Source organism: Carnobacterium sp. AT7, from assembly GCF_000171855.1.
Classification (GTDB): Bacteria; Bacillota; Bacilli; order Lactobacillales; family Carnobacteriaceae; genus Carnobacterium_B; species Carnobacterium_B jeotgali.
In genome coordinates this window covers 57,841-80,191 of record NZ_ABHH01000009.1, presented here as the reverse complement: position 1 = coordinate 80,191, position 22,351 = coordinate 57,841, and the positions used below count along the sequence as shown (strand labels likewise).

Genomic DNA, 22,351 nt, shown 5'->3' with positions numbered 1-22,351 from the left:
TGATAGAGGAGGCTTTTTAATGGCTGATAAAAACCCAACAACGAAAAAAGCATTTGATAGCGAAGTAAAGAAATTGATTAAAGAGTACAAACCAGCAGGAACGATTCATTATGATGATTTAACAAATAAAATAGCAACGCCTTTTTCATTAACTGCTCAAAAAATGGATGCACTTATCCAAACTATCGAAGATGCAGGTGTTGGAGTGGTTGGAGACGATGGTGGTCCAACAGCTCGTCAATTGAAATTGAAAGAATTAAAAGCCGAAAAAGATGCTGAAAAACCTGAAGATTTAACGGCTCCTCCGGGCGTGAAAATTAACGATCCTGTTAGAATGTATTTAAAAGAAATCGGGCGTGTCAATTTATTAACGGCAGCTGAAGAAGTTGAATTAGCCATTAAAATTGAAGAAGGCGATCAAGAAGCTCGTCAACGTCTTGCAGAAGCTAACTTACGTTTGGTTGTTAGTATTGCAAAACGTTACGTTGGACGTGGAATGCAGTTCTTAGATTTGATCCAAGAAGGAAACATGGGATTGATGAAGGCTGTTGAAAAATTCGATTATAAAAAAGGGTTTAAATTCTCTACGTATGCTACTTGGTGGATTCGTCAAGCGATTACGCGTGCTATAGCCGATCAAGCTCGTACGATTCGTATTCCAGTGCATATGGTTGAAACAATCAATAAATTGATCCGTATCCAACGTCAATTATTACAAGATTTAGGACGCGAACCAACTCCAGAAGAAATCGGAGCAGAAATGGATTTACCGACTGAAAAAGTTCGTGAAATCTTAAAAATTGCTCAAGAACCAGTTTCTTTGGAAACGCCAATCGGAGAAGAAGATGATTCTCATTTAGGCGATTTTATTGAAGATCACGATGCAACTAGCCCAGCAGAAAATGCAGCTTATGAGTTGTTGAAAGAACAATTAGAAGATGTTCTAGACACTCTGACAGACCGTGAAGAAAATGTATTGCGTTTACGTTTTGGTCTTGATGATGGACGTAACCGTACGCTTGAAGATGTAGGTAAAGTATTTGGGGTTACGCGCGAACGTATCCGTCAAATCGAAGCTAAAGCACTACGTAAATTACGTCACCCTAGTCGTTCAAAACAATTAAAAGACTTTTTAGAATAAAATTAAAAGAGGGTCGTCCAAAATGAGCTTTATTTGGGCGACCTTCATTCGTTCATAACTAAAATTTAATCGGTTTATTTTAGTATTGATGATCTTAAAAAATTCAGGGATAAGACGGTACCAGGGATCTTACAAGCAAATCCGTCTATTCCGTAAGAATTTTTTGAAGCAGCGCACTGTTTGATGAAGAATCATAAAAATGAACGAATGACAGAAAAAACTGGTATAATAATAAACGATGTAAGAATGAAGGGATGAATGACATGTTATCATTTGAAGAAAAAAAGGCTATCTTTGATAGTTACGAGGAATTAACAGCAACAAAAGTATCAATGAACCGATTGAACTACCACTTTAAGGACAGCGCAGTACCTAAAACAATGGCGATCCGTTTCCTTCACCCGAATGGAAATGCTCTGATTTATGCAGGTTATTTGCCGAAAGAAGAAACAGATAAAGGCTATGTATCCGTTAGAGATGAAACAGAAGAAACGATTCGTTCTATGGTAGATCAAGCGATTGCTCACTTAAAGAAAACAGCTGATGGCTATGAAGAAGGATACACAGAATTATGGTTTGACAATAATGGCGACATTTTACGTTTAATTTATGATAATCCTACATGGGTAGTAGCCTTACCAAATGATCAAGTTGAAGGTGTTTTCAATACTAAAGATGCCGCAGAAGGTTACTTAATGGATGAAGAGTTCTTCGAAGGATAAAGAAAATCATTAATTGAAAGAAGTGTTGAGTATGGACGAAAGTCAATTGTCACTGCGTTTAAGTACAGCTGCATCTTATGTTGAACAGGGTGATCGTTTAGCAGATATTGGTTCTGATCATGCCTATTTACCTTGTGCTTTAGCAAGTAATGGAAAAGTTGCTTTTGCGATAGCTGGGGAAGTTGTTAAAGGTCCGTTTCAAGCTGCACAAAATCAAGTGAATCGTTTAGGGTTAACTAAACAAATCAGTGTTCGTTTAGGTGATGGATTAGAAGTGCTTTCTCCAGCAGACGAAGTATCGGCCATCACTATTTGTGGCATGGGTGGTTCGTTAATTGCTTCTATTTTAGATAATGGCTTTAAAAAAGGTCATTTAACTGGTAAAGAACGATTGATTTTACAACCGAACGTAGGAGAACTAACATTACGCAAATGGTTGGTGGATCATAACTACATGATTACTGCAGAAGATATTATCGAAGAAAATGATAAAATCTATGAACTGATGGTTGCGGTGAAAAGCCCAACAGAAAAGTTTGTAGCAACAGCTTCTCAGTTGACATTTGGATTTTATTTAAAAGATAAAAACTCAGCTATTTTCAAAAAGAAATGGCAAAAAGAACTGGAAAAGAACCAGTACATTCTCGCTAGTTTAAAAAAATCAAGTGTAGATCAAACAGCTAAAATCAAACTAATCCAAGCAGAAATTCAAGAAATAGAAGAGGTGCTGAAATGACTAAGACTTATGGAAGTGAATTTATCCAAAAATTTGAATCATTTGCTCCAAAACAGCTAGCTGAAGCTGGAGATCCGGTTGGGTTAGCAGTAGGAACGTTAAAGAAACCGATTGGAAAAATGATGGTTACGTTAGATATTCGACCTGAAGTCGTACAAGAAGCGATTGAGAAACAAGTAGACTTTATTTTTGCACATCATCCGCCAATTTTTCGTCCGATTAAAAACTTGGCAACAGACGATGCACAAACGAAAATGTACGCTGATTTATTGAAGCATGATATTACCGTTTATGCTGCTCATACCAATTTAGATGTGGCAACCAACGGTATGAATACGTGGTTAGCCGATGCATTAGCGCTAAAAGAAACCGAAATCATGCACGTGACTAAAAGACTAACCTATAAAAAAATTGCCGTATTTGTTCCTGAAGAAAATCAAGCAGAAGTCCGCAATGCATTGACGGCTGCAGGAGCTGGACAAATAGGTCCAAATTACAAAGATTGTACGTATACATTTGCTGGCGTCAGCCGCTTTACACCGATTAATCAGGCTAATCCTACAAAAGGAACTATCGATGAAACGGAACATGTAGCTGAAGTTCGGATTGAAGTTGTTTTTCCAGAACACTTAACGCAAACGATTGAAAAAGCGTTATTTGGAGCGCATCCTTATGAGGAACCGCCATATGATTTGTATACAATTGAAAATTTTGTGGATGAATATGGTCTTGGGAGAGTCGGCAATTTAGCAGAACCCATTTCAGTTGCTGACTTTGCTCAAAAAGTCAAAGATGTTTTTGGAGTGTCTGGTTTGCGTTATGTTACATCAGATAAAGATCAACTAATCCAACGTGTGGCAATTTGTGGTGGAGATGCTGGAAAATATTATCCGGATGCGCTAAAAAAACAAGCTGATGTTTTTATCACAGGAGATGTTTACTACCATACAGCTCATGATATGTTAGCGGATGGATTAAGTGTGATCGACCCTGGTCATCATATTGAAAGCATTTGTAAACCAAGATTAGTAGATTTGTTTACACAATGGAAAACAGAAGCAAATTGGGATTTTGATATTATTCAATCGAAATTAAATACTGATCCTTATAACTTTTTATAAAAAACAATTTTGAAAGGAAGTTATCTTTTATGTATGAAAACCTTGTACCTCGTTTTATTCGTTATGTAAAAACAGAAACACGTTCTAATGAAAACAGCACGACTATTCCTTCAACGCAAAGCCAAGTTGCATTTGCTAAGACGTTAATGAAAGAATTAGAAGAAATTGGATTAAGCGATATTGCATATAACGAATCCAATGGTTATGTTACAGCAACTTTGCCTAGCAATACAGCTAAAGAAGTACCAACAGTTGGTTTTATTGCTCATATGGATACGGCTGATTTTAATGCAGAAAATGTGAACCCTCAATTCCATGAACAGTATAATGGAGCAGCAATTGTATTAAATGAAGAACAACAAATTGTTTTAGATCCGAAAGATTTTCCTAATCTGAAAAATTACGTGGGACAAACGTTAATCACAACAGACGGAACAACTTTATTAGGGGCTGACGATAAAGCGGGAATCGCTGAGATTATGACAGCTATGGAAGTCTTGATTAACGACGATTCAATCGAACACGGTACTATTCGTGTTGGCTTTGGTCCAGATGAAGAAATCGGCATCGGAGCAGATCGTTTTGACGTACCGGGTTTTAATGCAACATTTGCTTATACCATGGATGGTGGTCCAGTTGGCGAATTGGAATTTGAAAGTTTCAACGCGGCTTCAGCGATTGTGAAGATTCAAGGGAAGAATGTTCACCCTGGAACTGCTAAAAATACAATGGTCAATGCCGTTAAAATTGGAATGGCTTTTGATGCCTTATTGCCTCAAGATGAAGTACCTGAGAAAACAGAAGGACGCGAGGGATTCTACCACTTAGTTGGGATTACTGGAGAAGTAGATGAAGCAACTTTATCTTATATTATCCGTGACCATGACCGTGAAAAATTCGAAGCGCGTAAAGCCTTTATGCTTGAACAAGCTGCAACCTTAAATAAAGAATATGGCAGCGAACGAATCACGATTGAATTAAATGACTCTTACTACAATATGGGCGAAATCATTGAAAAAGATATGACTGTAGTTGATATTGCTGAAGAAGCAATGAAGAATCTGTCTATTAAACCAATCATCGAACCGATTCGCGGTGGAACAGATGGCTCGAAAATTTCCTTTATGGGGCTTCCAACGCCAAATATTTTTGCTGGTGGAGAAAACTTTCATGGCCGCTATGAATTTGTGGCAGTTGAAAGTATGGAAAAAGCCACTGCAGTTATTGTTGAAATTGCTCGTTTGAATGCTGTAAAAGGAGCATAAAGATGATCTTTTTATGGATTTATTTGTTATTGTGCAACAGTTTATTATTCGTATTGATGTACGTAGATAAACAAAAAGCCGTTAAACGCCAATGGAGAATACCTGAAAGAACATTGTTAGGTCTGGGTCTTATTGGTGGTGGAATCGGTGGAATCTTAGGTATGAAATTGTTTCGCCATAAAACGACAAAGGGTTCTTTTAAAGCTATCTACACTTTAGGCGCTGCCTTTGCTATTTTCTTGGTTGTCTATTTTTCATAAAATAAAGGACTTATACATTTTCATTTTGTATAGGTCTTTTATTTTTTGCGTATGTTAAAATAAGAGAGACGAAAGTTGAACGAGAGGATGTGTGAAACACTATGGGATTACAATTTGTTTTAGGTCGTGCCAATCGTAATAAACGTTCGGTACTGTTGGATGAAATAGCCGAAAGTCTGACTAACCATACTGAAGAGTCCATTTTTTATTTAGTGCCGGACCATATTAAATTTCAAGCTGAAATGACTGTTTTGGGAAGTTTGAGTCAATACCCTTATTTTAAAAATAAACCGATGATGGGTATGATGCATTTACAAGTATTTAGTTTTACACGATTAGCCTGGTATTGGTTAAAAGATACGGATATTTACGCTAAAACTCAGTTAACAACGACTGGGCTATCCATGCTGATTCGTAAATTATTGATTGAACACGAAGAAAAATTAACTATTTATCGTGGTGAAGTCCGTAAAGAGGGCTTCGTTCAGCAAATGACCGATTTATTTTTAGAACTGCGGAGCGGTCGGATTACACAAATTGATTTAGATCAAATGATTCTTAATTTAGGTAATTCTCCTAAAGAAACTGACTTCAAATTGAAATTACAAGATTTGTCATTAATTTACCAAGCATTTGATGCGGCGTTACTAAATAAATATATCGAATCTGAGGATATTGTGTCTGCTTTAATCCAAAAAGTAACAGAATTAGATTTATCTGAGACAACCATTTATATTGAAAGCTATTATCAATTTACGGCTCAAGAACAAGCGCTTATTTTGGCGTTAATGAAAGCTGCTAAAAAAGTAACCATTGCTTTGACTACAGATAAAGCTTATGCCGTTGAAAAACCAGAAATGCATAATTTGTTTCAAACATCAGGGACAACTTACTACAAACTGTATCAATTGGCTCGCCAAAATAATGTACCTGTTTATAAAGATAAGGTGATTCAAGAAAAAGATGCATCTTATTGTGAGGAATTAAATCAATTGGAAGATTTTTGGGTAGAGACCAGCCAACTTTCACCAGCAACCACTGTCTCTTTAGCAAGTTCTGATGTAATGGGCAACTGTATTGAGGTATGGGCCGCAGAAAATAAACAAGCAGAAATTACACATGTGGCGAAAGAAATTCGTAAATTGGTTGCGACGGGACATTACCGATATAAGGATATATTAGTCTTGACTCGTAATATGGATGATTATTTAGCTATCATAGAACCGCTATTTACGAGCCATGCAATTGAATTGTTCATTGATAGTGCAGAATTGATGAATCAACATCCACTTATTGAAGTGATTGACGCATTAGTCAGTATTTATAAACGCAATTGGCGTTACGCCGATGTGATGCGGCTGCTTAGAACAGAATTAGTGATTCCTGCGTTTGAAGAGCAAGAATCCCTTTCAAAAGAACGAGCGCAACGTGTGAGTCAACAGGTTGAGCGTGCACAAAAGTATCGCGAAAAAGTGGATATTACCGAGAATGTTTTACTAGCATATGGCTACGAAGGCTACCACTGGACGAAGACGGAACCTTGGCATTATACACGCTACTTTTATGAAGATGCCGAATTTCAGTCAGATAATGATCAACGTATTGAACAAACGGCAAATTCGATTAAAACAGCTGTCTCAGGATTGTTAGTTCCGTTTTTCAAACGATTAGAAAAGGCTAAAACAAGCAAAGATGCGGCTAAAGAACTCTATTTATTTATGGAAACGGTCGGCGTTAATGACCAAATAGGCTTTTGGCGTGACCAAGCTATTGAAGACAATAATCTTGAAGAAGCACGTAAACATGAACAAACGTGGCAAACTTTTTTGCAACTGCTAGATGAGTATGTAGAAGTGTTAGGTGATGAACCGTTTGATTTAGATAGTTTCCATGCCATTTTAATGACTGGATTCGATAATGCCACTTACAGTATGGTTCCACCAAGTATTGATCAAGTGACTTTTTCAGGAATTGAAGGAACGAGAATTGGTACAGCAAAATTGACTTTTATGTTAGGCGTGACAGATGCTCATTTGCCAGCTAAGACGGAAAATAAAAGCATCTTAACTGAAGAAGACCGAGATTTCTTTTCCTATTTCTTAGATGAAACACAGTATTTAAAACCAACTGTTGAAGCCGTAATGGCCTCTGAACCGTTTATTGCCTATCAAGCATTCTTAGATTCTTCAGAAAAACTGATTTTTAGTTATCCGACTAGTGATGAAACGAAAAATGGGCCGAAATTATCGCCTTATGTAGATAGAATTGCAAAAGCATTCCAACTTCCTATTCAAGCTAAACTCATGGATATTACTTCTTTAGAAGACCCGACTGGCAATGAATTGTTGGATTTTGTAGGTACAAAGAAAACAACTATCAGCCAGTTATTGATGGTTTTACGCAAGGAGCAAGACCAAAAAGGGCAATTAAATGCATTTTGGCAAAATCTGTACATGTTCTTTAAACGAGATAAACAAGTGGCACGCGATTTTAATCATTTGCTTGTCAGTTTAGTTAAAAAGAATGTACCAATGCCGTTAAGAAATACGATTGCGACAGATTTATATGGCAAAGATTTGTATTTATCTGTTTCGCGTTTAGAAGCTTTTTACGCGGATCATTACGGTCATTTCTTGACTTATGGGTTGAAATTAAAAGAACGAGATGTTTTTGAGCTTTCGCCAGCGGGTACAGGAGAATTCTTCCATGATGCATTGGATCATTTATTTAAAACAATTATTCAAAAAAATCTCAGCTTTAATCAATTGAATGAAGAGATGCTTGAAGAACTGACAACCGAAGTTTTGACGGAACTTTATGGCAAACCAAAATTTTCTATCTTAAATGCGTCTAATCGTATGAAATATATTCGTGATCAATTAGGGCAAACCATCAAGAAAATGGTGTGGGTCATTGGCAATCAAAGTCGACGCACGAATATGAAAAATATCCAAACTGAAGTGTTATTTGGACATGTAGCAAATCAAACAGGTATCGAAGGTTTATCTTTCCGACTTAATAATGGAGGAACCCTTTATTTGCGAGGGAAAATCGACCGAGTAGATGCCATGACAGTAGGAACTGAATCTTATTTAAGCGTAGTAGATTATAAGTCAAGTGCACATAAATTCAATTACCAGGATGCTTATTATGGTTTAGCGATGCAGATGATTACGTATTTGGATACTGCTCTTCAAAATGCGGTTGATTTAATTGGGCACGAAGCTAAACCAGCTGGCGCATTTTATCTACATGTATCCAATCCTTTTATGAAAAAAGGAACTTTTTTAGATGAAGATGCGTATATCAAGGAATTATTAAAGTCTTATAAAATGGATGGTTTGTTGCTTGAAGACGAAGCGATGTTGCTGTCGCTAGATCCAACGATTGAACCAACGACTGCTTCACTCGTTTACCCTTTTAATCAGCTGAAAAGTGAAGCGTTAAAGTCTACTAAATTTGTGACATTAAATGAAATGACAGCTTTGCGTCAGCACAATAAAAAGTTGATTATCGATGCCGGTAATAAAATAGTCGAAGGTGTAACGACTTTAAATCCTTTCTATGAAAAAAGACAATTTATCCCAACTGTTAATGGACCATTGCGCGCTGTTTCTCAATTTGATGCGATGTTGCCAGAAAATAATTACCGCCGGATGGAGTCATTAAAAAGAGAAGATATTCTTAAGAAAATGCAAGAAGAGGAGGAAGATGAAGAATGATGAACCCACTTCCGCTAAAACCTGAAAATAGTCATTTTACAGATGGTCAGTGGCAGGCTATCTATGAAGAAGGACATAATATACTTGTATCAGCTTCGGCTGGTTCAGGAAAAACCACCGTTCTTGTTCAACGGGTCATTGAAAAAATAAAAGCTGGCACAAATGTGGATGAAATGCTGATTGTGACCTATACAGAAGCTGCAGCCAAAGAAATGAAAGCACGAATACAAGTGGCCATTCAAGAATCAGTCACTTCCGAAAGTGACATGGAATTAAAACGGCACCTTACGAGACAAGTGACGTTGATCAATCAAGCATCTATCAGTACACTACATGCCTTTTGTCTCCAAGTTATTCGCCGGTATTATTATTTGATCAATTTAGACCCTATCTTTCGTTTGTTGACGGATGAAACAGAGATTTTGCTATTAAAGGAAAGCGTTTGGGAAGATGTACGAGAAGAGTTATACGGAGAAGAAGATACGTTGTTCAAATCTTTAACAGCCTCTTACTCTAATGATCGAAGTGATGCAGGCTTAACCGATTTGATTTTCTCGCTGTATGAATTTTCAAGAGCCAATCCTAGACCGGAAGCCTGGTTGGAGCAGTTGTCTTATTTGTACCAGGTTGAAGGCAATGATTTAACCAATGGCGTTTTATTTAAAGAACTGTTAAAACCGCAAATTTTGTCGGTACTAGACAGTCTAGTTGAACTGTCACAAACGGCTGCTCAATTAGGTGAAGGCTGTGAGGAATTGCAAAAACAAACTGCATTAGTTCGAATAGAATGGACAGCTCTGCAAGAAATACAACTGGCTATTAACGAAAACGATTATCAAACAGCTTACAATTACAGCAAACAGTTTGAATTCTCACGGTGGAATGCTGTCAAAAAAGGTACTGATGAAGCGATAAAAGAGACGGCCGAAGAAATGAAGCTGTTAAGAGATCAGTATAAAAATCGATTCAAAGAATTAACCAATGATTATTTTTCTGCTTCACCGCAAGAGCAAATTGATCTTATGTTAAATGCCGCACCGCTTGTAGAAGAGATGGCAAGAGTCACGCAGCTTTTTACCGATGCCTATCGTCAACGTAAAGATGAACGAAATCTATTAGATTTTAATGATTTAGAGCATTTGACGCTGCAAATTTTGGCTCAATTTAAAAAGCAGGATTGGGTTCCAACAGAAGCTTCCATGCACTACCGAGATAAATTTAAAGAAGTTATGGTAGATGAATACCAAGATATCAACCAGCTGCAAGAAAATATTTTACGCTGGTTAGCACATGATCAATCGGATCAAGGAAACTTGTTTATGGTAGGAGATGTCAAACAGTCCATTTACTCTTTTCGTTTAGCTGACCCAGGATTGTTTTTAAAAAAATATGAGCAATATGGACACCATCAATCTGGTGAACGGATTATATTAGCTGAAAATTTCCGTTCTAGAGGAGAAGTTTTGCAATTCACGAATCTAATCTTTGAACAACTGATGGATAAAGCGGTTGGACAAATGGATTACGATGAAGCTGCTCAATTGGTCCAAGGGTTTTCTGGTTTTCCAGCACTGCAAAAACACCATCCTGAATTGTTGATCTATGAAAAAGGAACAACTGATAGCGAAGAGGACAGTGAAGAAACGGAATCAGTCAATTGGGATATGCGTATTGAAGATAAAACAGAAGGCGAATTATTAATGGTTGGCCAGAAAATACAAGAGCTCATTCAAACCCAATTTCCGATTTATGACAAACGTTCTAAAACAACTCGGCCAATCCGTTACAAAGACATTGTCTTGTTAACACCGACGAAAAAAAATAACTTGGTATTGATGGAGATGTTCAAACGACTGTCTATTCCATTGCAAGTAAATGATACGCAAAATTATTTTCAAACGACTGAAATCACCATCATGATGTCTTTATTAAAAGTGATTGATAACCCTTATCAAGATATTCCTTTGGCAGCTGTCTTGCGTTCGCCAATTGTGGGATTGGATGAAAATGAATTGGCTTCAATTAGGATTAGTCAAAAAACGGGTGATTATTACGATGCGTTAAAAACATTTTATCAAACTTATCCAGGTATCGAAAAAGCCAGCCGCTTTACGACAAATTTATATGGAAAAATCGATGTCTTATTGACTCGCTTGAACAAATGGCGTGAGCTTGCTCGACGTGACCACTTAGTCGCACTTATATGGGCAATTTATGATGATACAGGTTTCCTGGATTATGTCGGAGGAATGAACTCTGGTAAACAGCGGAAAGCGAATTTACACGCTTTATATGAACGTGCAGCTAGTTATGAAAAAACTAGTTTCAAAGGGTTGTTTCAATTTGTTCGATTTATTGAGAAAATGCAAGAAAAAGATAAGGATTTGGCAGAACCCACAGCTATATCTGAAGATGAAGACGCAGTTCGAGTCATGACGATTCATGCGAGTAAAGGGTTAGAATTTCCAGTTGTATTTGTCTTAGATTTAACGAAGAAATTTAATCTCCAAGACATCAAGAAAAGTTATGTTTTTAATGAACAATACGGTGTGGGGACTGATTACAAAGATTTGGAGCGCCGGATCCGGTATCCTTCTTTGCCAGAAACGGCTTTAAAAGTTGAAAAGAAAACGAAATTATTATCCGAAGAAATGCGAAAGTTATATGTTGCGTTGACCCGAGCAGAAGAAAAATTATTCTTAGTGGGTTCTTATAAAAATGAAGAAGCTGCATGGAAAGAATGGGGCGTCGTTAGTTCTCATACGCCTACTGTTTTGCCAGCTGATATTCGGTTTACATCTGGAAGTTTAATGAAGTGGATCGGATTAGCGTTGGTTCGCCATCCTTCAAGCGAAAATGAATTTACATCTTTCACAGCTCGCAATGGCACTATTACAAACCATTCAGCTCATTTTGCTGTTCATTTTTACGATGAAAGTGTGATTCAAGAACAACTGATTTCAAAAGATGTGGATTTAGATGAAAACTGGTTAGAAAAATTAGACGAGCAGCAAGAAAAAACTCCAACCGATGAATCCACCCATCAAACGGTTCAAAAAGCGTTAGCCTTGATGAATTACACTTATGAACATGAAGGAGCTTCACATACAACGAGCTATCAGTCTGTTTCAGAAATTAAACGATTATTTGAAGAACCGGATAGTGATCAAATGGTGAAAATTGATGTCAGTCAACCTAGAAACCGAAACCGGTATGTTGAAGACAGTTTAGACCGTCCTTTATTTATGACGGAACTGACAGTACCTTCTAATGCAGAGATAGGTACAGCAACTCACTCAGTTATGCAGGCAGTTGACTTAGCTACCAAGCCAACTAAAGAGTCGCTTGAAGCGCTCATTGCTTCTCTAATCAAAGCTGGCGTTTTAAAAGAAGAAGTTGCTTCAAAAGTCAATGTAGGACAACTGGTTCAATTTTTCGCTACACCGCTGGGAAATATGATTTTAGACTATTCAAAAGAAGTCCATCGTGAAGAACCGTTCTCACTTTTACTAGAAGCTGAAAAAATCTTTACAGATATGAACGGCGATGCTGAAGATAAAATTTTGATTCACGGAATTATTGACGGCTATATCGAGTTGGAAGACCACATTATTTTATTTGACTATAAAACAGATAGAGTCAGTCATTATGGAGCACAAGCAGGAAAAAATATGCTAGAGAAGTATAAAGGTCAAATGAATTTATATCGATCTGCATTAGAATCTATTTTAAATAAAAAAGTAACGGAAGCCTATCTTTGTCTACTGGAGACAGGTGAAATCATTCCTGTACCTCAATAGAAATAGAAGGGTTATAAGTAGTAATTGAAAGAAAAATGAGTTAACAACTTTATAAGCAAAAAAAAAGACTAATTCCCTAATCGAGTAAAGCTCAATTAGGGAATTAGTCTTTTTGTAGTAGTTAATCTGCTATTTCGACGACAATGCCGAAGTGATCAGAAATGATAGGTTCATTGTTATCATTAAAAATTACTTGAGAAGAAATTGTTTTTACCGGTTGATTGGCAAAAATATAATCGATTCTTAAGCCGCTTTGATTTTCGGACCAACCATCGATAGCATCTGCCACCGTAAAACCTGTGTCTTTTTGTGCTGCTAAGTGATAAGTATCAAACCAATTTTGTGTGACTAACTCATAACCCTCTTGTTTAATATGAGCTGGGTTATTGAAATCGCCAAGTAAAAAGATTGGTTCTTTTAAAGTAGCGAAATGTGCAGTGCATTTTTTCCATTGACCTGGAAAAGGGTCGTGCTTATCTTGCCACCAGCCTAAATGCACGTTAAAGAACCACTGATTTTCTGATTTGATGCCAATAACTTTTCGGCTCTTATAGTCATTATACGCCGTATTTTCTGAAGCAAAGAAAGAGCGAGTTTCTTGAATAGGCTTCAAGCTCAAAACAGCCAGACCCTCATCATACCGGTCATAACCGATATGTGAAGGTTCCCACGTCCAGTAGTACTCCAATCCATTCTTCTGCAGTTCTTGTTGCAATAAGAACGCAAAGTTATCTTCTTTGATAGGGTGCTCATTGTTCGTAGCTGAAAAGGTAACCAATAATGATTGATCTACTGTGGCAGAAGTCATGAGTTGATTGACTTCTTGCAGGGCAATCACATCAAATGACTGACGAGTAATCGCATCACATAAGTTTTTCAATTTTATTAAAGGATCTTTTTCCATCCAACTGTGTGTGTTTAACGTTAAAAATTTCAAAAATTACACTCCTAATACATCATTGATATCTGATTTTAATACATCAGCTTTTGGTCCGTAAATAGCTTGAATACCTGTTCCTTTTTTCACTAAACCTAAAGCGCCTAGTTTTTTCCAAGAAGCTTCATCTTGAACTGCATCAGGATTTTTAACCGTTACACGTAAACGTGTCATACAAGCATCTACATCCGAAATGTTTTCACTTCCACCTAGAGCTTCGATGATACCATTAACTTGTGCATCTGCAGATATTGTTGCGCCAACAGGAGTTCCTTCAGTTGCAACTCCATCTTCAGTAGCAGTTTCTTCGATGTAATTTCCTAAACGACCCGGAGTAGCAAATTTAAATTTGCCGATCATCCAGTAAGAAATAAAGTATGCCAAGAAGAAGAAGACCACACAAGAGATAATAAAGTTAACAACATCCCAGACTAATCCTGCGTTGACAGACATTGGAATACGTGTCATGAATTCAAGAGTACCAAATGAGTGAACACGCAAATGAATTACATCTGCCAATGCAAATGAAATACCTTGAAGAATAGCGTATACTCCATACAAAGCAGGAGCAGCAAACATGAACATAAACTCAAGAGGTTCAGTAACACCAGTTAAGAAAACAGCTATAGCAGCTGATAAAAACATTGATTTATATTTTGAACGTTTGTCTTTATCTGTACGACGGTACATAGCAAATGCGATACCTAATAACGTACCAGCTGCACCAATCATTTGTCCAACTTTGAAACGTGCAGGAGTAATAGAAGACAATAATTCATTGTAAGCAGTAGTATCGCCAGCATTTTTCAAGTTCACTAAGTCACTGACCCAAGCTAACCACAATGGATCTTGTCCGAAAACTTGACTACCAGCACCAGAACCAGTTAAGACAGTGTAAGTACCACCAAGAGCGGTATAGTTTATTGGAATAGTCAGCATATGGTGTAAACCAAATGGAAGCAATAAACGTTCTAATGTTCCGTAGATAAATGGTGCGAATATAGGTGCAGTTTCGCTAGAATTTGCAATCCATTGTCCAAAGTTATTAATTCCTGTTTGAATGACCGGCCATACAAGAGCCAATCCGATTGAAATAATTACAGACCATAAAATAACGACGAAAGGTACAAAACGTTTTCCGTTAAAGAAAGAAAGGGCTTCCGGTAATTTGCGGTAATTATAATATTTATTGAATACAACCGCTCCCACAAATCCAGAAATAATTCCGACGAACACACCCATATTTAAAGCAGGTGAGCCTAGAACAGATGTAAAGTAACCATCTACAGGGATTGTTTGTCCGAATAGAGTAGACGTTGTAGCGCCTTCAGTTAATAACATATCAGAAGTGACTCCGAAGATAGCTCCTGAAGTCATATTAATTAAGATAAAAGCTAAAAGAGCAGCGAAAGCTCCACCGGCACGTTCTTTAGCCCAAGAACCACCAATAGCAACTGCGAATAAAATATGTAGGTTACCAATAATAGCCCAACCTAGGTTTTCCATAACACTACCGATTGTCAGAACTAGGGTGATGTCTCCACTGAACATGGCAATCATTTTTCCAATACTAATCATCAATCCGGCTGCTGGCATAACAGCCACAACAACCATTAACGCTTTACCTAATTTCTGCCAAAAATCAAATGAAAAAATTTTTTTCATTTTTAAAATCCTCCTCGTGAATATAATTATGAATAAAAGTTCGCTATGCAAACGATTGCTTTAAATATACGGCTTGATTTAAAAAAATGCAACCGTTTAAAGTAATCGTTATCTTGTTACCGGTAACAAGATAACGGAATTGCTTTAAATCAGTGTTTCTTTAACTCTGTTCATTAGGAGAGACAAAGTTTTATCCTTTTCAAATTGACAATGCAATCGTTTGCGCTTAAACTTGCGTTAGCTAATAAAGAAAGCGTGAATTGCGAAAATAATTTTTATGCAATTCCTGCGATAGGAGGAAAAAAATGTCATATACACAATTGTTTGAGATAGATGAATGGAAAGTTAGAACAACAGAATTGAATAAAGAAGAACGTCGCTTACAAGAAAGTTTAACAAGTATTGGAAACGGTTATATGGGTATGCGGGGTAATTTTGAAGAAGCTTATTCAGGGGACCATCATCAAGGAAGTTATATCGGTGGCGTTTGGTATCCAGATAAAACACGTGTCGGCTGGTGGAAAAATGGCTATCCTGAATATTTTGGTAAAGTAATTAATACGATGAACTTTATCCAAGTTGATTTATTGATTGATGGCGAAAAAGTTGATTTATATACCGATAAAGTAACCAATTTTGAGTTGGAATTAGATATGCAACATGGAATCTTGAGAAGAAGCTACTTAGTAGAAAAAGGCGGTAAAAAAGTTCAAGTTGTTGTAGAACGCTTTGTCAGTTTGGATCAAAAAGAACTGTGTGCCATTAAAATGGAAGTGACCAGTTTATCCGATCAAGTGAAAGTAGAAGTGATTCCAGCTCTTGATGGAAATGTAACTAATGAAGATTCGAATTATGATGAACAATTTTGGTTGCCTATTTCTCAAGAAACGACTAGCTTAGTTATTGAAACAAAACCGAATGATTTTGGTATTGATCAGTTTACAGTGGGCGCTACAATGTCAAATCACGTTACAAATTTAGAAAAAACAACAAATTTTGTTTCTGAAATGAAAGTTTCAGAAACGTATGCTGGAATTTTAGCCGTTGGAGAAAAAGCTGTCATTGAAAAACGAATTGTATTAACGACTTCACGTGACTACAACAAAGAAGATGTGAAAAAGCAAAGTCAAGCAATCAGTAAACGTGTTGATCAATTATCAATTGAAGAATTGCGGATGCGCCATGAATCTCTTTGGTTAGAACGTTGGAAAAAAGCTGATATTGAAATCGGTGGAGACCCTGCTGCTCAACAAGGCATTCGTTTCAATTTATTCCAATTGTTTTCAACTTATTATGGTGAAGATACACGATTGAACATTGGACCTAAAGGCTTTACTGGTGAAAAATATGGTGGAGCAACGTATTGGGATACTGAAGCATATGCTGTACCGTTGTATTTAGCTTTAGCAGATCCAAAAATTACAGAAAATCTATTAAATTACCGTTACAATCAATTGCCACAAGCAGAACACAATGCTAGACAACAAGGTTTGAAAGGTGCTTTATATCCAATGGTAACCTTCACAGGCGTGGAATGCCACAATGAATGGGAAATCACTTTTGAAGAGATTCACCGTAATGGTGCGATGGCTTATGCTATCTACAACTACACAAATTACACTGGCGATGAAAGCTATTTAAAAGAAAAAGGATTGGATGTGTTAGTAGGCATCAGTCGCTTTTGGGCAGACCGTGTACATTATAACCGCAGAAAAGACCAATACATGATGCATGGCGTAACTGGTCCGAATGAATACGAAAATAATGTCAATAACAACTGGTATACAAACAAGTTAGCCGTTTGGACATTGAAATATACGCTAGAATCTTTACTATTGTCAGCAGACAAAAAAGAAAGTTTACAAGTAACCGAACAAGAAATCGGGAAATGGCAAGAAATCATTGAGAAAATGTACTATCCTTATGATGAAGAAGAGCAAGTTTTTGTTCAACACGATACTTTCTTAGACAAAGAATTGCGTCCAGTTTCTGAATTAGATGTAGCAGATCTGCCATTAAACCAAAAATGGTCATGGGATAAGATTCTTCGTTCGCCTTTTATTAAACAAGCAGATGTTTTACAAGGAATCTACTTCTTTAAAGAAATGTACACTATGGAAGAAATTGAGCGTAATTTTGATTTTTACGAACCAATGACGGTACATGAGTCTAGTTTATCTCCAAGTATCCATGCGATTTTAGCAGCAGATATTGGCAAAATGGACAAAGCTGTTGAATTTTATGAACGTACGGCACGATTGGATTTAGATAATTATAATAATGATACAGAAGATGGGTTGCACATCACCTCTATGACAGGAAGCTGGTTGACGATTGTTCAAGGCTTTGCAGGAATGCAGACGGTTAACGGACAACTATCGTTTAGACCTTATTTGCCAGAAAACTGGACGAATTATGCTTTCCATATCAATTATCGAGGACGCTTATTGAAAATTAACGTGACGAGTGAAGAAGTATCAATCGTATTGCTTGATGGTGAGTCTTTGGAGCTAGCTGTTTACGATGAAGCAGTCGTTTTGAATGATATATACAGTGCAAGAACCAAATCACCAAATAAAACAACTAACTAACAGGAAGGAAGATACTCTATGAAAGCAGTACTATTTGATTTAGACGGCGTGATTACAGATACAGCTGTCTACCATTATGAAGCATGGAAAGCATTAGGAACTAAGCTTGGTATCGAAATCGATGAGGAGTTTAATGAACAATTAAAAGGAGTGAGTCGGACAGACTCATTGAACCTCATTTTAGAAAAAGGCAACAAACAAGATGCTTATACAGAAGCAGAAAAAGTAGCAATGGCTACAGAGAAAAACGACTTATACAAAACATTAATCGAAAAAATGTCGCCAACAGATTTGTTGCCTGGAATCAAAAATTTATTAGATGAACTAAAAACAAAGTCTATTTTGATTGGCTTAGCCTCTGCCAGTCAAAATGGACCGATAATCTTAGACAAACTGCAAATTACCGATTATTTTAATGAAATTGTTGACCCTGCTAAATTAAAAGCGGGTAAACCAGATCCAGAAATTTTTGTGACTGGTGCTCAACAACTTGGTGTTGATGTGAGTGAGTGTGTGGGTGTAGAAGATGCAGCAGCTGGCGTGGATTCAATCAATGCTGCTCATATGGTTTCTGTTGGTGTTGGCGAAGCTAAGAATTTAGGTAAAGCGACAAGAGTTGTCCCAAGTACGAGCGATTTGACAGCAGCACTATTAATGGATGTATGGAGTGAAACTGTTGGACGCGCATAAACGACATTATGGTTGGCATGAAGGGCAAGAAGTTTTTGAGTACGTTCTTACTAATGATCAACAAGCTGTTTTTCGTTGTATCAATTATGGAGCGGTTGTAACGAAAATCGAAGTGCCTGATCAGTTAGGAAAAATAGAAAATGTCGTACTCGGATTTAATCAGTTTGAAGATTATGTAACGGACTCGCCATATTTTGGTGCTTTTGTTGGAAGAGTAGCAGGTCGTATCGCTGATGGTGCATGGTCAGATTATCAACTAACAAAAAACGAGAGAGAACATCATATTCACGGCGGAAATCAAACTTTCAGTCAAGTTGTTTGGGACAGTCAATTAGTCAAAGAACAAGATAAAATCGGTGTATCTTTTTCATTTGTCAGTCCAGATGGAGACAACGGGTATCCAGGAAATCTCAGCGTGACGGTCACCTATTATTGGACCAATGAGAATGTGTGGGAAATGCTAATCACTGCTAAATCGGATCAAGAAACGCTGTTTAACCCTACAAATCACACGTATTTTAATCTGAGCGGACAAACGAAACGAAACGTATTGAATCACACTCTTCAAATGGAAGCAGCAAACTATGCGGAAACGAATGAATCTAAATTGCCGACTGGACGCTTGCTTCCTGTTGCGCAGACAGCTTTCGATTTTAGAGAACCTAAAAAGATGGATTTAGCCATTCAAGACCGGCCTGTAGGATTTGATACGCCATTTAAATTATCAGGAAACAAAACTATTCGACTTGATGATCCAGATAGTGGTCGAATCTTAAAGATGGAAACAAACCGAGAAGCCGTAGTGGTATTTTCAACTACAGGTATGGAAGAAGAATACCTGGTGGACGGTGAAAAAATGAGCAGTCATCGAGGAATTGCCTTGGAAACCCAAGAATTACCTGATGCAATAAATCATCCTCAATTTTGCTCTATCGTGATTGAACCGGGAAAAACATATCATTATTGGACAAAGTATACGTTTACAACGCATTAAATATAGCCTAGAATAAAGGAAGAAAGGATGTGCGCAGATGTCAGTCACAATCAAAGATGTAGCCAAAAAAGCTGGAGTAGCCACTTCAACTGTCTCGCGCACCATCCAAGATTCTCCCAGCATCAGTGAAAAAACAAAACAAAATGTTCGACGTGTGATGAAAGAAATGGGGTACCGCCCAAATTTAACCGCACGCGGATTGGTGAATCAAACGACACAAACGATTGGAGTTATTTTGCCCGTATCTCAAGGGCAAGGTTTTCAAAACACTTTTTTTCTCAGTATGATTCGAGGAATAAGCAAGGCATGCAACGAAAAGAAATACATGGTTTCGCTTGCTTCTGGAACGACAGAAGCAGAATTGTTGGAGAGTATCCAAACAATGGCTGAAGGTGGTCGCGTCGATGGATTTATCGTTTTGTATTCTAAAAAAGATGATCCAATCATTGAATACCTGCACCAAGAAAAAACACCATATGTGATGATTGGAAAACCATATAAATATGAAAATGAAATGCTTTACGTAGACAATGACAATATTATTGCTGGAAAAGATGCAACAAATTATTTGTTGCAGTTGGGGCATAAAAAAATTGTTTTTGTTGGAGAAAACACTAAACAAATGGTGATTCAAGCGCGTTTAAAAGGCTATACGCGTGCGTTAGAAGATGCTGGAGTTCTAGTAGACCCAAATTTGATTCTGGATGTGACCCTTCCCAAAGCAGCTTATCGTAAAAAAACGCAGCAACTTTTTGAAACTGATGATTTTCCGACGGGGATTGTAGCTAGTGATGATTTAATTGCTTTGAATATGAGTTATTTACTTAGTGAGTTTGGTTTGAAAATACCAAACGATGTTTCGATAATCGGCTTTAATAATTCTATTTTTGCTGAAAAGTTCCGTCCTGAATTAACTTCGATTGATTTGCATACTGATTCGTTGACTTCACAAGCAGTGTATCAACTGATTCAATTGATCTTAGGCAAACAAACATTAGCAGTCAAAATCATTTTACCTCATCAAATCATCGAAAGACAATCCTGTATAAGAAATGATAACTAGAAAAAAGCTGCCACCCTCCTTTTCAATAAAAGAGGGTGGCAGCTTTTTCTATAGGATCTGCTTTCTTCTTCTTCATCAAGTGATATTGGCAGGGTAAATGTTTATTTACAATAGATAAAATTAGATAAAGCCGTGCGTGCATTAAAATGTAAACCAATGGTTGCTAGATGTAAACCAAACGGTGCGTTACTTTTCAAATGAAATAAGAGATAATAGGACTCGTAAGTATTATTTCCGGTATTTATTTTAACTGGTATTCTGTTTTAGATTATTTTCTAAATTGAGTAAGCATAAGGGGGGATAACAATGAAAGTAACCAAAATATCCATGATTATAGCTATCATTATTGGAATAGTATTCTTATTTATTATTCCTTCTGCTAAACAAACGCTTTATTTTTTGCCGCTAATAATCATTGTCAATATAATTAGAATTTGGGAAAAGGCTGTAAATAACAACAATCAAACTAAACATTGATGGTTATTATTTTAAAATGGATGAATCACTTGTATGTTGCTATAAATATGTGGATATGTTTTAGTTGTTTTAGGTAATTTTCTTCTCTGAAAACCAGAATTGGTTGACAGAAATTCTTTATTCAAGGTTGCAATGAAAAATATAAAACTTAAATATAGATGTTTACCTTGAGGAAAAAATAATGGTGCAGTTTTGGCATTACTAAATATTTTGAAAGCTAGACTTATAATTTTTCTTGAAAAAGATGTTTGATAGTAAAGTTGATTTATCTACAAATACTCTAGAAAGTACTATAAAAGTATCAAGGGAGGAGATGTTTTGAAAAATAATATGTACTATATCCTAATGATTTTTTATTTTCTTTTATTTTTATTATACCCTTATTTTGTACCACAATATCTTTCTTTAGATGGTTTTCTATTAAGTTGGTTGTTATTTGTAGCTTTAACGGCCACGATGATTAGATTAATAATGTCGTATTTGAAAAAAAAAAAGATAATTAATTTCATCTATCCCTTTTATAGTATTTGCATTAAACAAAAAACAATAATATGTTTTTGGTTCCAAAAATTATTCTTTATAGATCTAAGACTATTTACATTGAAGCTATAGTTTATTTAGATAATCAAAAAAGAAAAGAGGTACTCAAGTGAAAAAATACAATAAAATACTCATTGCTTTGGTCATCATACTGGCTGTTCTTGTTCTTGCTCCAGTTATTATATACTTAGTTTATAGTTGATTTCATTTAAAAGGTAGGGAATGAATATGAAAAAGAATACGAGCGTTCTTCTCGCAAAAGTCATTTATAGCTTATTCATAATGGCAACGATAATAGCTCTTATAGTTGTTTATAAAAACATAGAGAATCCTGTTTCTACTAATTTTTTATTGGGTTATGTCCTTTTTGCAGTCTTGATGGTTATTTATATTCCTATTATCACTATTGTGAATGCAAGAAATTTTACATGGAATCAAATAAGAAAAAGAATTGTTAAATTTACTAGCTTATTAATATTGTTTACTGCAGTAAATTATTGTTTTGATTACATAGTTCGACCAACTGAGATAGATTTGCTGAAAAATGCCAGTACTGGTTTAGGAGTATCATTTGGCATAGCTTTTTTTGATATCGTATTTTCAAAAAATAAAACGACGGTATAAATA

Annotated in this window: 16 protein-coding genes; 14 read left to right on the top strand and 2 right to left on the bottom strand. The window is 36.5% G+C overall.

What is annotated here, in order from left to right:
- The first annotated feature begins 19 nt into the window (after nt 1–19).
- The 8 genes from rpoD to addA all read left to right on the top strand — a co-directional run bounded on the left by rpoD (nt 20) and on the right by addA (nt 12,767).
- Nucleotides 20–1,141 carry an RNA polymerase sigma factor RpoD gene (gene rpoD / locus CAT7_RS05260; RefSeq protein ID WP_007722808.1) on the top strand — a complete coding sequence of 374 codons (1,122 nt, stop codon included), beginning with the start codon at nt 20–22 and terminating at the stop codon, nt 1,139–1,141.
- Between the two features lie 254 nt (nt 1,142–1,395).
- Nucleotides 1,396–1,863 carry a hypothetical protein gene (locus CAT7_RS05255; protein ID WP_197050080.1) on the top strand — a complete coding sequence of 156 codons (468 nt, stop codon included), beginning with the start codon at nt 1,396–1,398 and terminating at the stop codon, nt 1,861–1,863.
- A gap of 31 nt (nt 1,864–1,894) precedes the next feature.
- On the top strand, nt 1,895–2,599 hold the full coding sequence (locus tag CAT7_RS05250) for a tRNA (adenine(22)-N(1))-methyltransferase (protein ID WP_007722804.1): 705 nt from the start codon (nt 1,895–1,897) through the stop codon (nt 2,597–2,599).
- Complete coding sequence (locus tag CAT7_RS05245) at nt 2,596–3,720, top strand: Nif3-like dinuclear metal center hexameric protein (protein WP_007722803.1); 1,125 nt, start codon at nt 2,596–2,598, stop codon at nt 3,718–3,720. The genes CAT7_RS05250 and CAT7_RS05245 overlap by 4 nt, the downstream gene beginning before the upstream one ends.
- Nucleotides 3,721–3,749: 29 nt before the next feature.
- Nucleotides 3,750–4,985: a peptidase T gene (pepT, locus tag CAT7_RS05240; protein WP_007722801.1), complete on the top strand. Its 1,236-nt coding sequence runs from the start codon at nt 3,750–3,752 to the stop codon at nt 4,983–4,985.
- A gap of 2 nt (nt 4,986–4,987) precedes the next feature.
- Nucleotides 4,988–5,245 (top strand): DUF1294 domain-containing protein, encoded by a 258-nt coding sequence (locus tag CAT7_RS05235; RefSeq protein ID WP_007722799.1) that lies wholly within the window; start codon nt 4,988–4,990, stop codon nt 5,243–5,245.
- 101 nt (nt 5,246–5,346) lie between these two features.
- On the top strand, nt 5,347–8,967 hold the full coding sequence (gene addB / locus CAT7_RS05230) for a helicase-exonuclease AddAB subunit AddB (RefSeq protein ID WP_007722796.1): 3,621 nt from the start codon (nt 5,347–5,349) through the stop codon (nt 8,965–8,967).
- Entirely contained in the window at nt 8,964–12,767 is a 3,804-nt protein-coding gene (gene addA, locus CAT7_RS05225) for a helicase-exonuclease AddAB subunit AddA (RefSeq protein WP_007722794.1), read from the top strand. Before addB ends, addA begins: the two co-directional genes overlap by 4 nt.
- Before the next feature lie 121 nt (nt 12,768–12,888).
- Here addA and CAT7_RS05220 read toward each other — a convergent pair whose 3' ends face one another.
- Together CAT7_RS05220 and CAT7_RS05215 are read right to left on the bottom strand one after the other, a co-directional pair.
- On the bottom strand, nt 12,889–13,704 hold the full coding sequence (locus CAT7_RS05220) for an endonuclease/exonuclease/phosphatase family protein (protein WP_007722791.1): 816 nt from the start codon (nt 13,702–13,704) through the stop codon (nt 12,889–12,891).
- Nucleotides 13,705–13,707: 3 nt separating this feature from the next.
- Complete coding sequence (locus CAT7_RS05215) at nt 13,708–15,369, bottom strand: PTS transporter subunit IIBC (protein WP_007722787.1); 1,662 nt, start codon at nt 15,367–15,369, stop codon at nt 13,708–13,710.
- A gap of 305 nt (nt 15,370–15,674) precedes the next feature.
- On the opposite strand from CAT7_RS05215, the gene CAT7_RS05210 reads away from it, so the two are divergent.
- From CAT7_RS05210 to CAT7_RS05185, 6 genes are all read left to right on the top strand, one after another.
- Nucleotides 15,675–17,960, top strand: coding sequence for a glycoside hydrolase family 65 protein (locus tag CAT7_RS05210; protein WP_007722784.1), 2,286 nt, complete (start codon nt 15,675–15,677; stop codon nt 17,958–17,960).
- 18 nt (nt 17,961–17,978) lie between these two features.
- Nucleotides 17,979–18,650: a beta-phosphoglucomutase gene (gene pgmB, locus CAT7_RS05205; RefSeq protein ID WP_007722781.1), complete on the top strand. Its 672-nt coding sequence runs from the start codon at nt 17,979–17,981 to the stop codon at nt 18,648–18,650.
- Nucleotides 18,637–19,644 (top strand): aldose epimerase family protein, encoded by a 1,008-nt coding sequence (locus CAT7_RS05200; protein WP_007722778.1) that lies wholly within the window; start codon nt 18,637–18,639, stop codon nt 19,642–19,644. Before pgmB ends, CAT7_RS05200 begins: the two co-directional genes overlap by 14 nt.
- 37 nt (nt 19,645–19,681) lie before the next feature.
- On the top strand, nt 19,682–20,707 hold the full coding sequence (locus CAT7_RS05195; protein ID WP_007722775.1) for a LacI family DNA-binding transcriptional regulator: 1,026 nt from the start codon (nt 19,682–19,684) through the stop codon (nt 20,705–20,707).
- A gap of 306 nt (nt 20,708–21,013) precedes the next feature.
- Nucleotides 21,014–21,184: a hypothetical protein gene (locus CAT7_RS12395; protein ID WP_007722772.1), complete on the top strand. Its 171-nt coding sequence runs from the start codon at nt 21,014–21,016 to the stop codon at nt 21,182–21,184.
- A 768-nt stretch (nt 21,185–21,952) separates the two neighbouring features.
- Nucleotides 21,953–22,348 (top strand): hypothetical protein, encoded by a 396-nt coding sequence (locus CAT7_RS05185; protein ID WP_007722765.1) that lies wholly within the window; start codon nt 21,953–21,955, stop codon nt 22,346–22,348.
- Nucleotides 22,349–22,351: the final 3 nt, after the last annotated feature.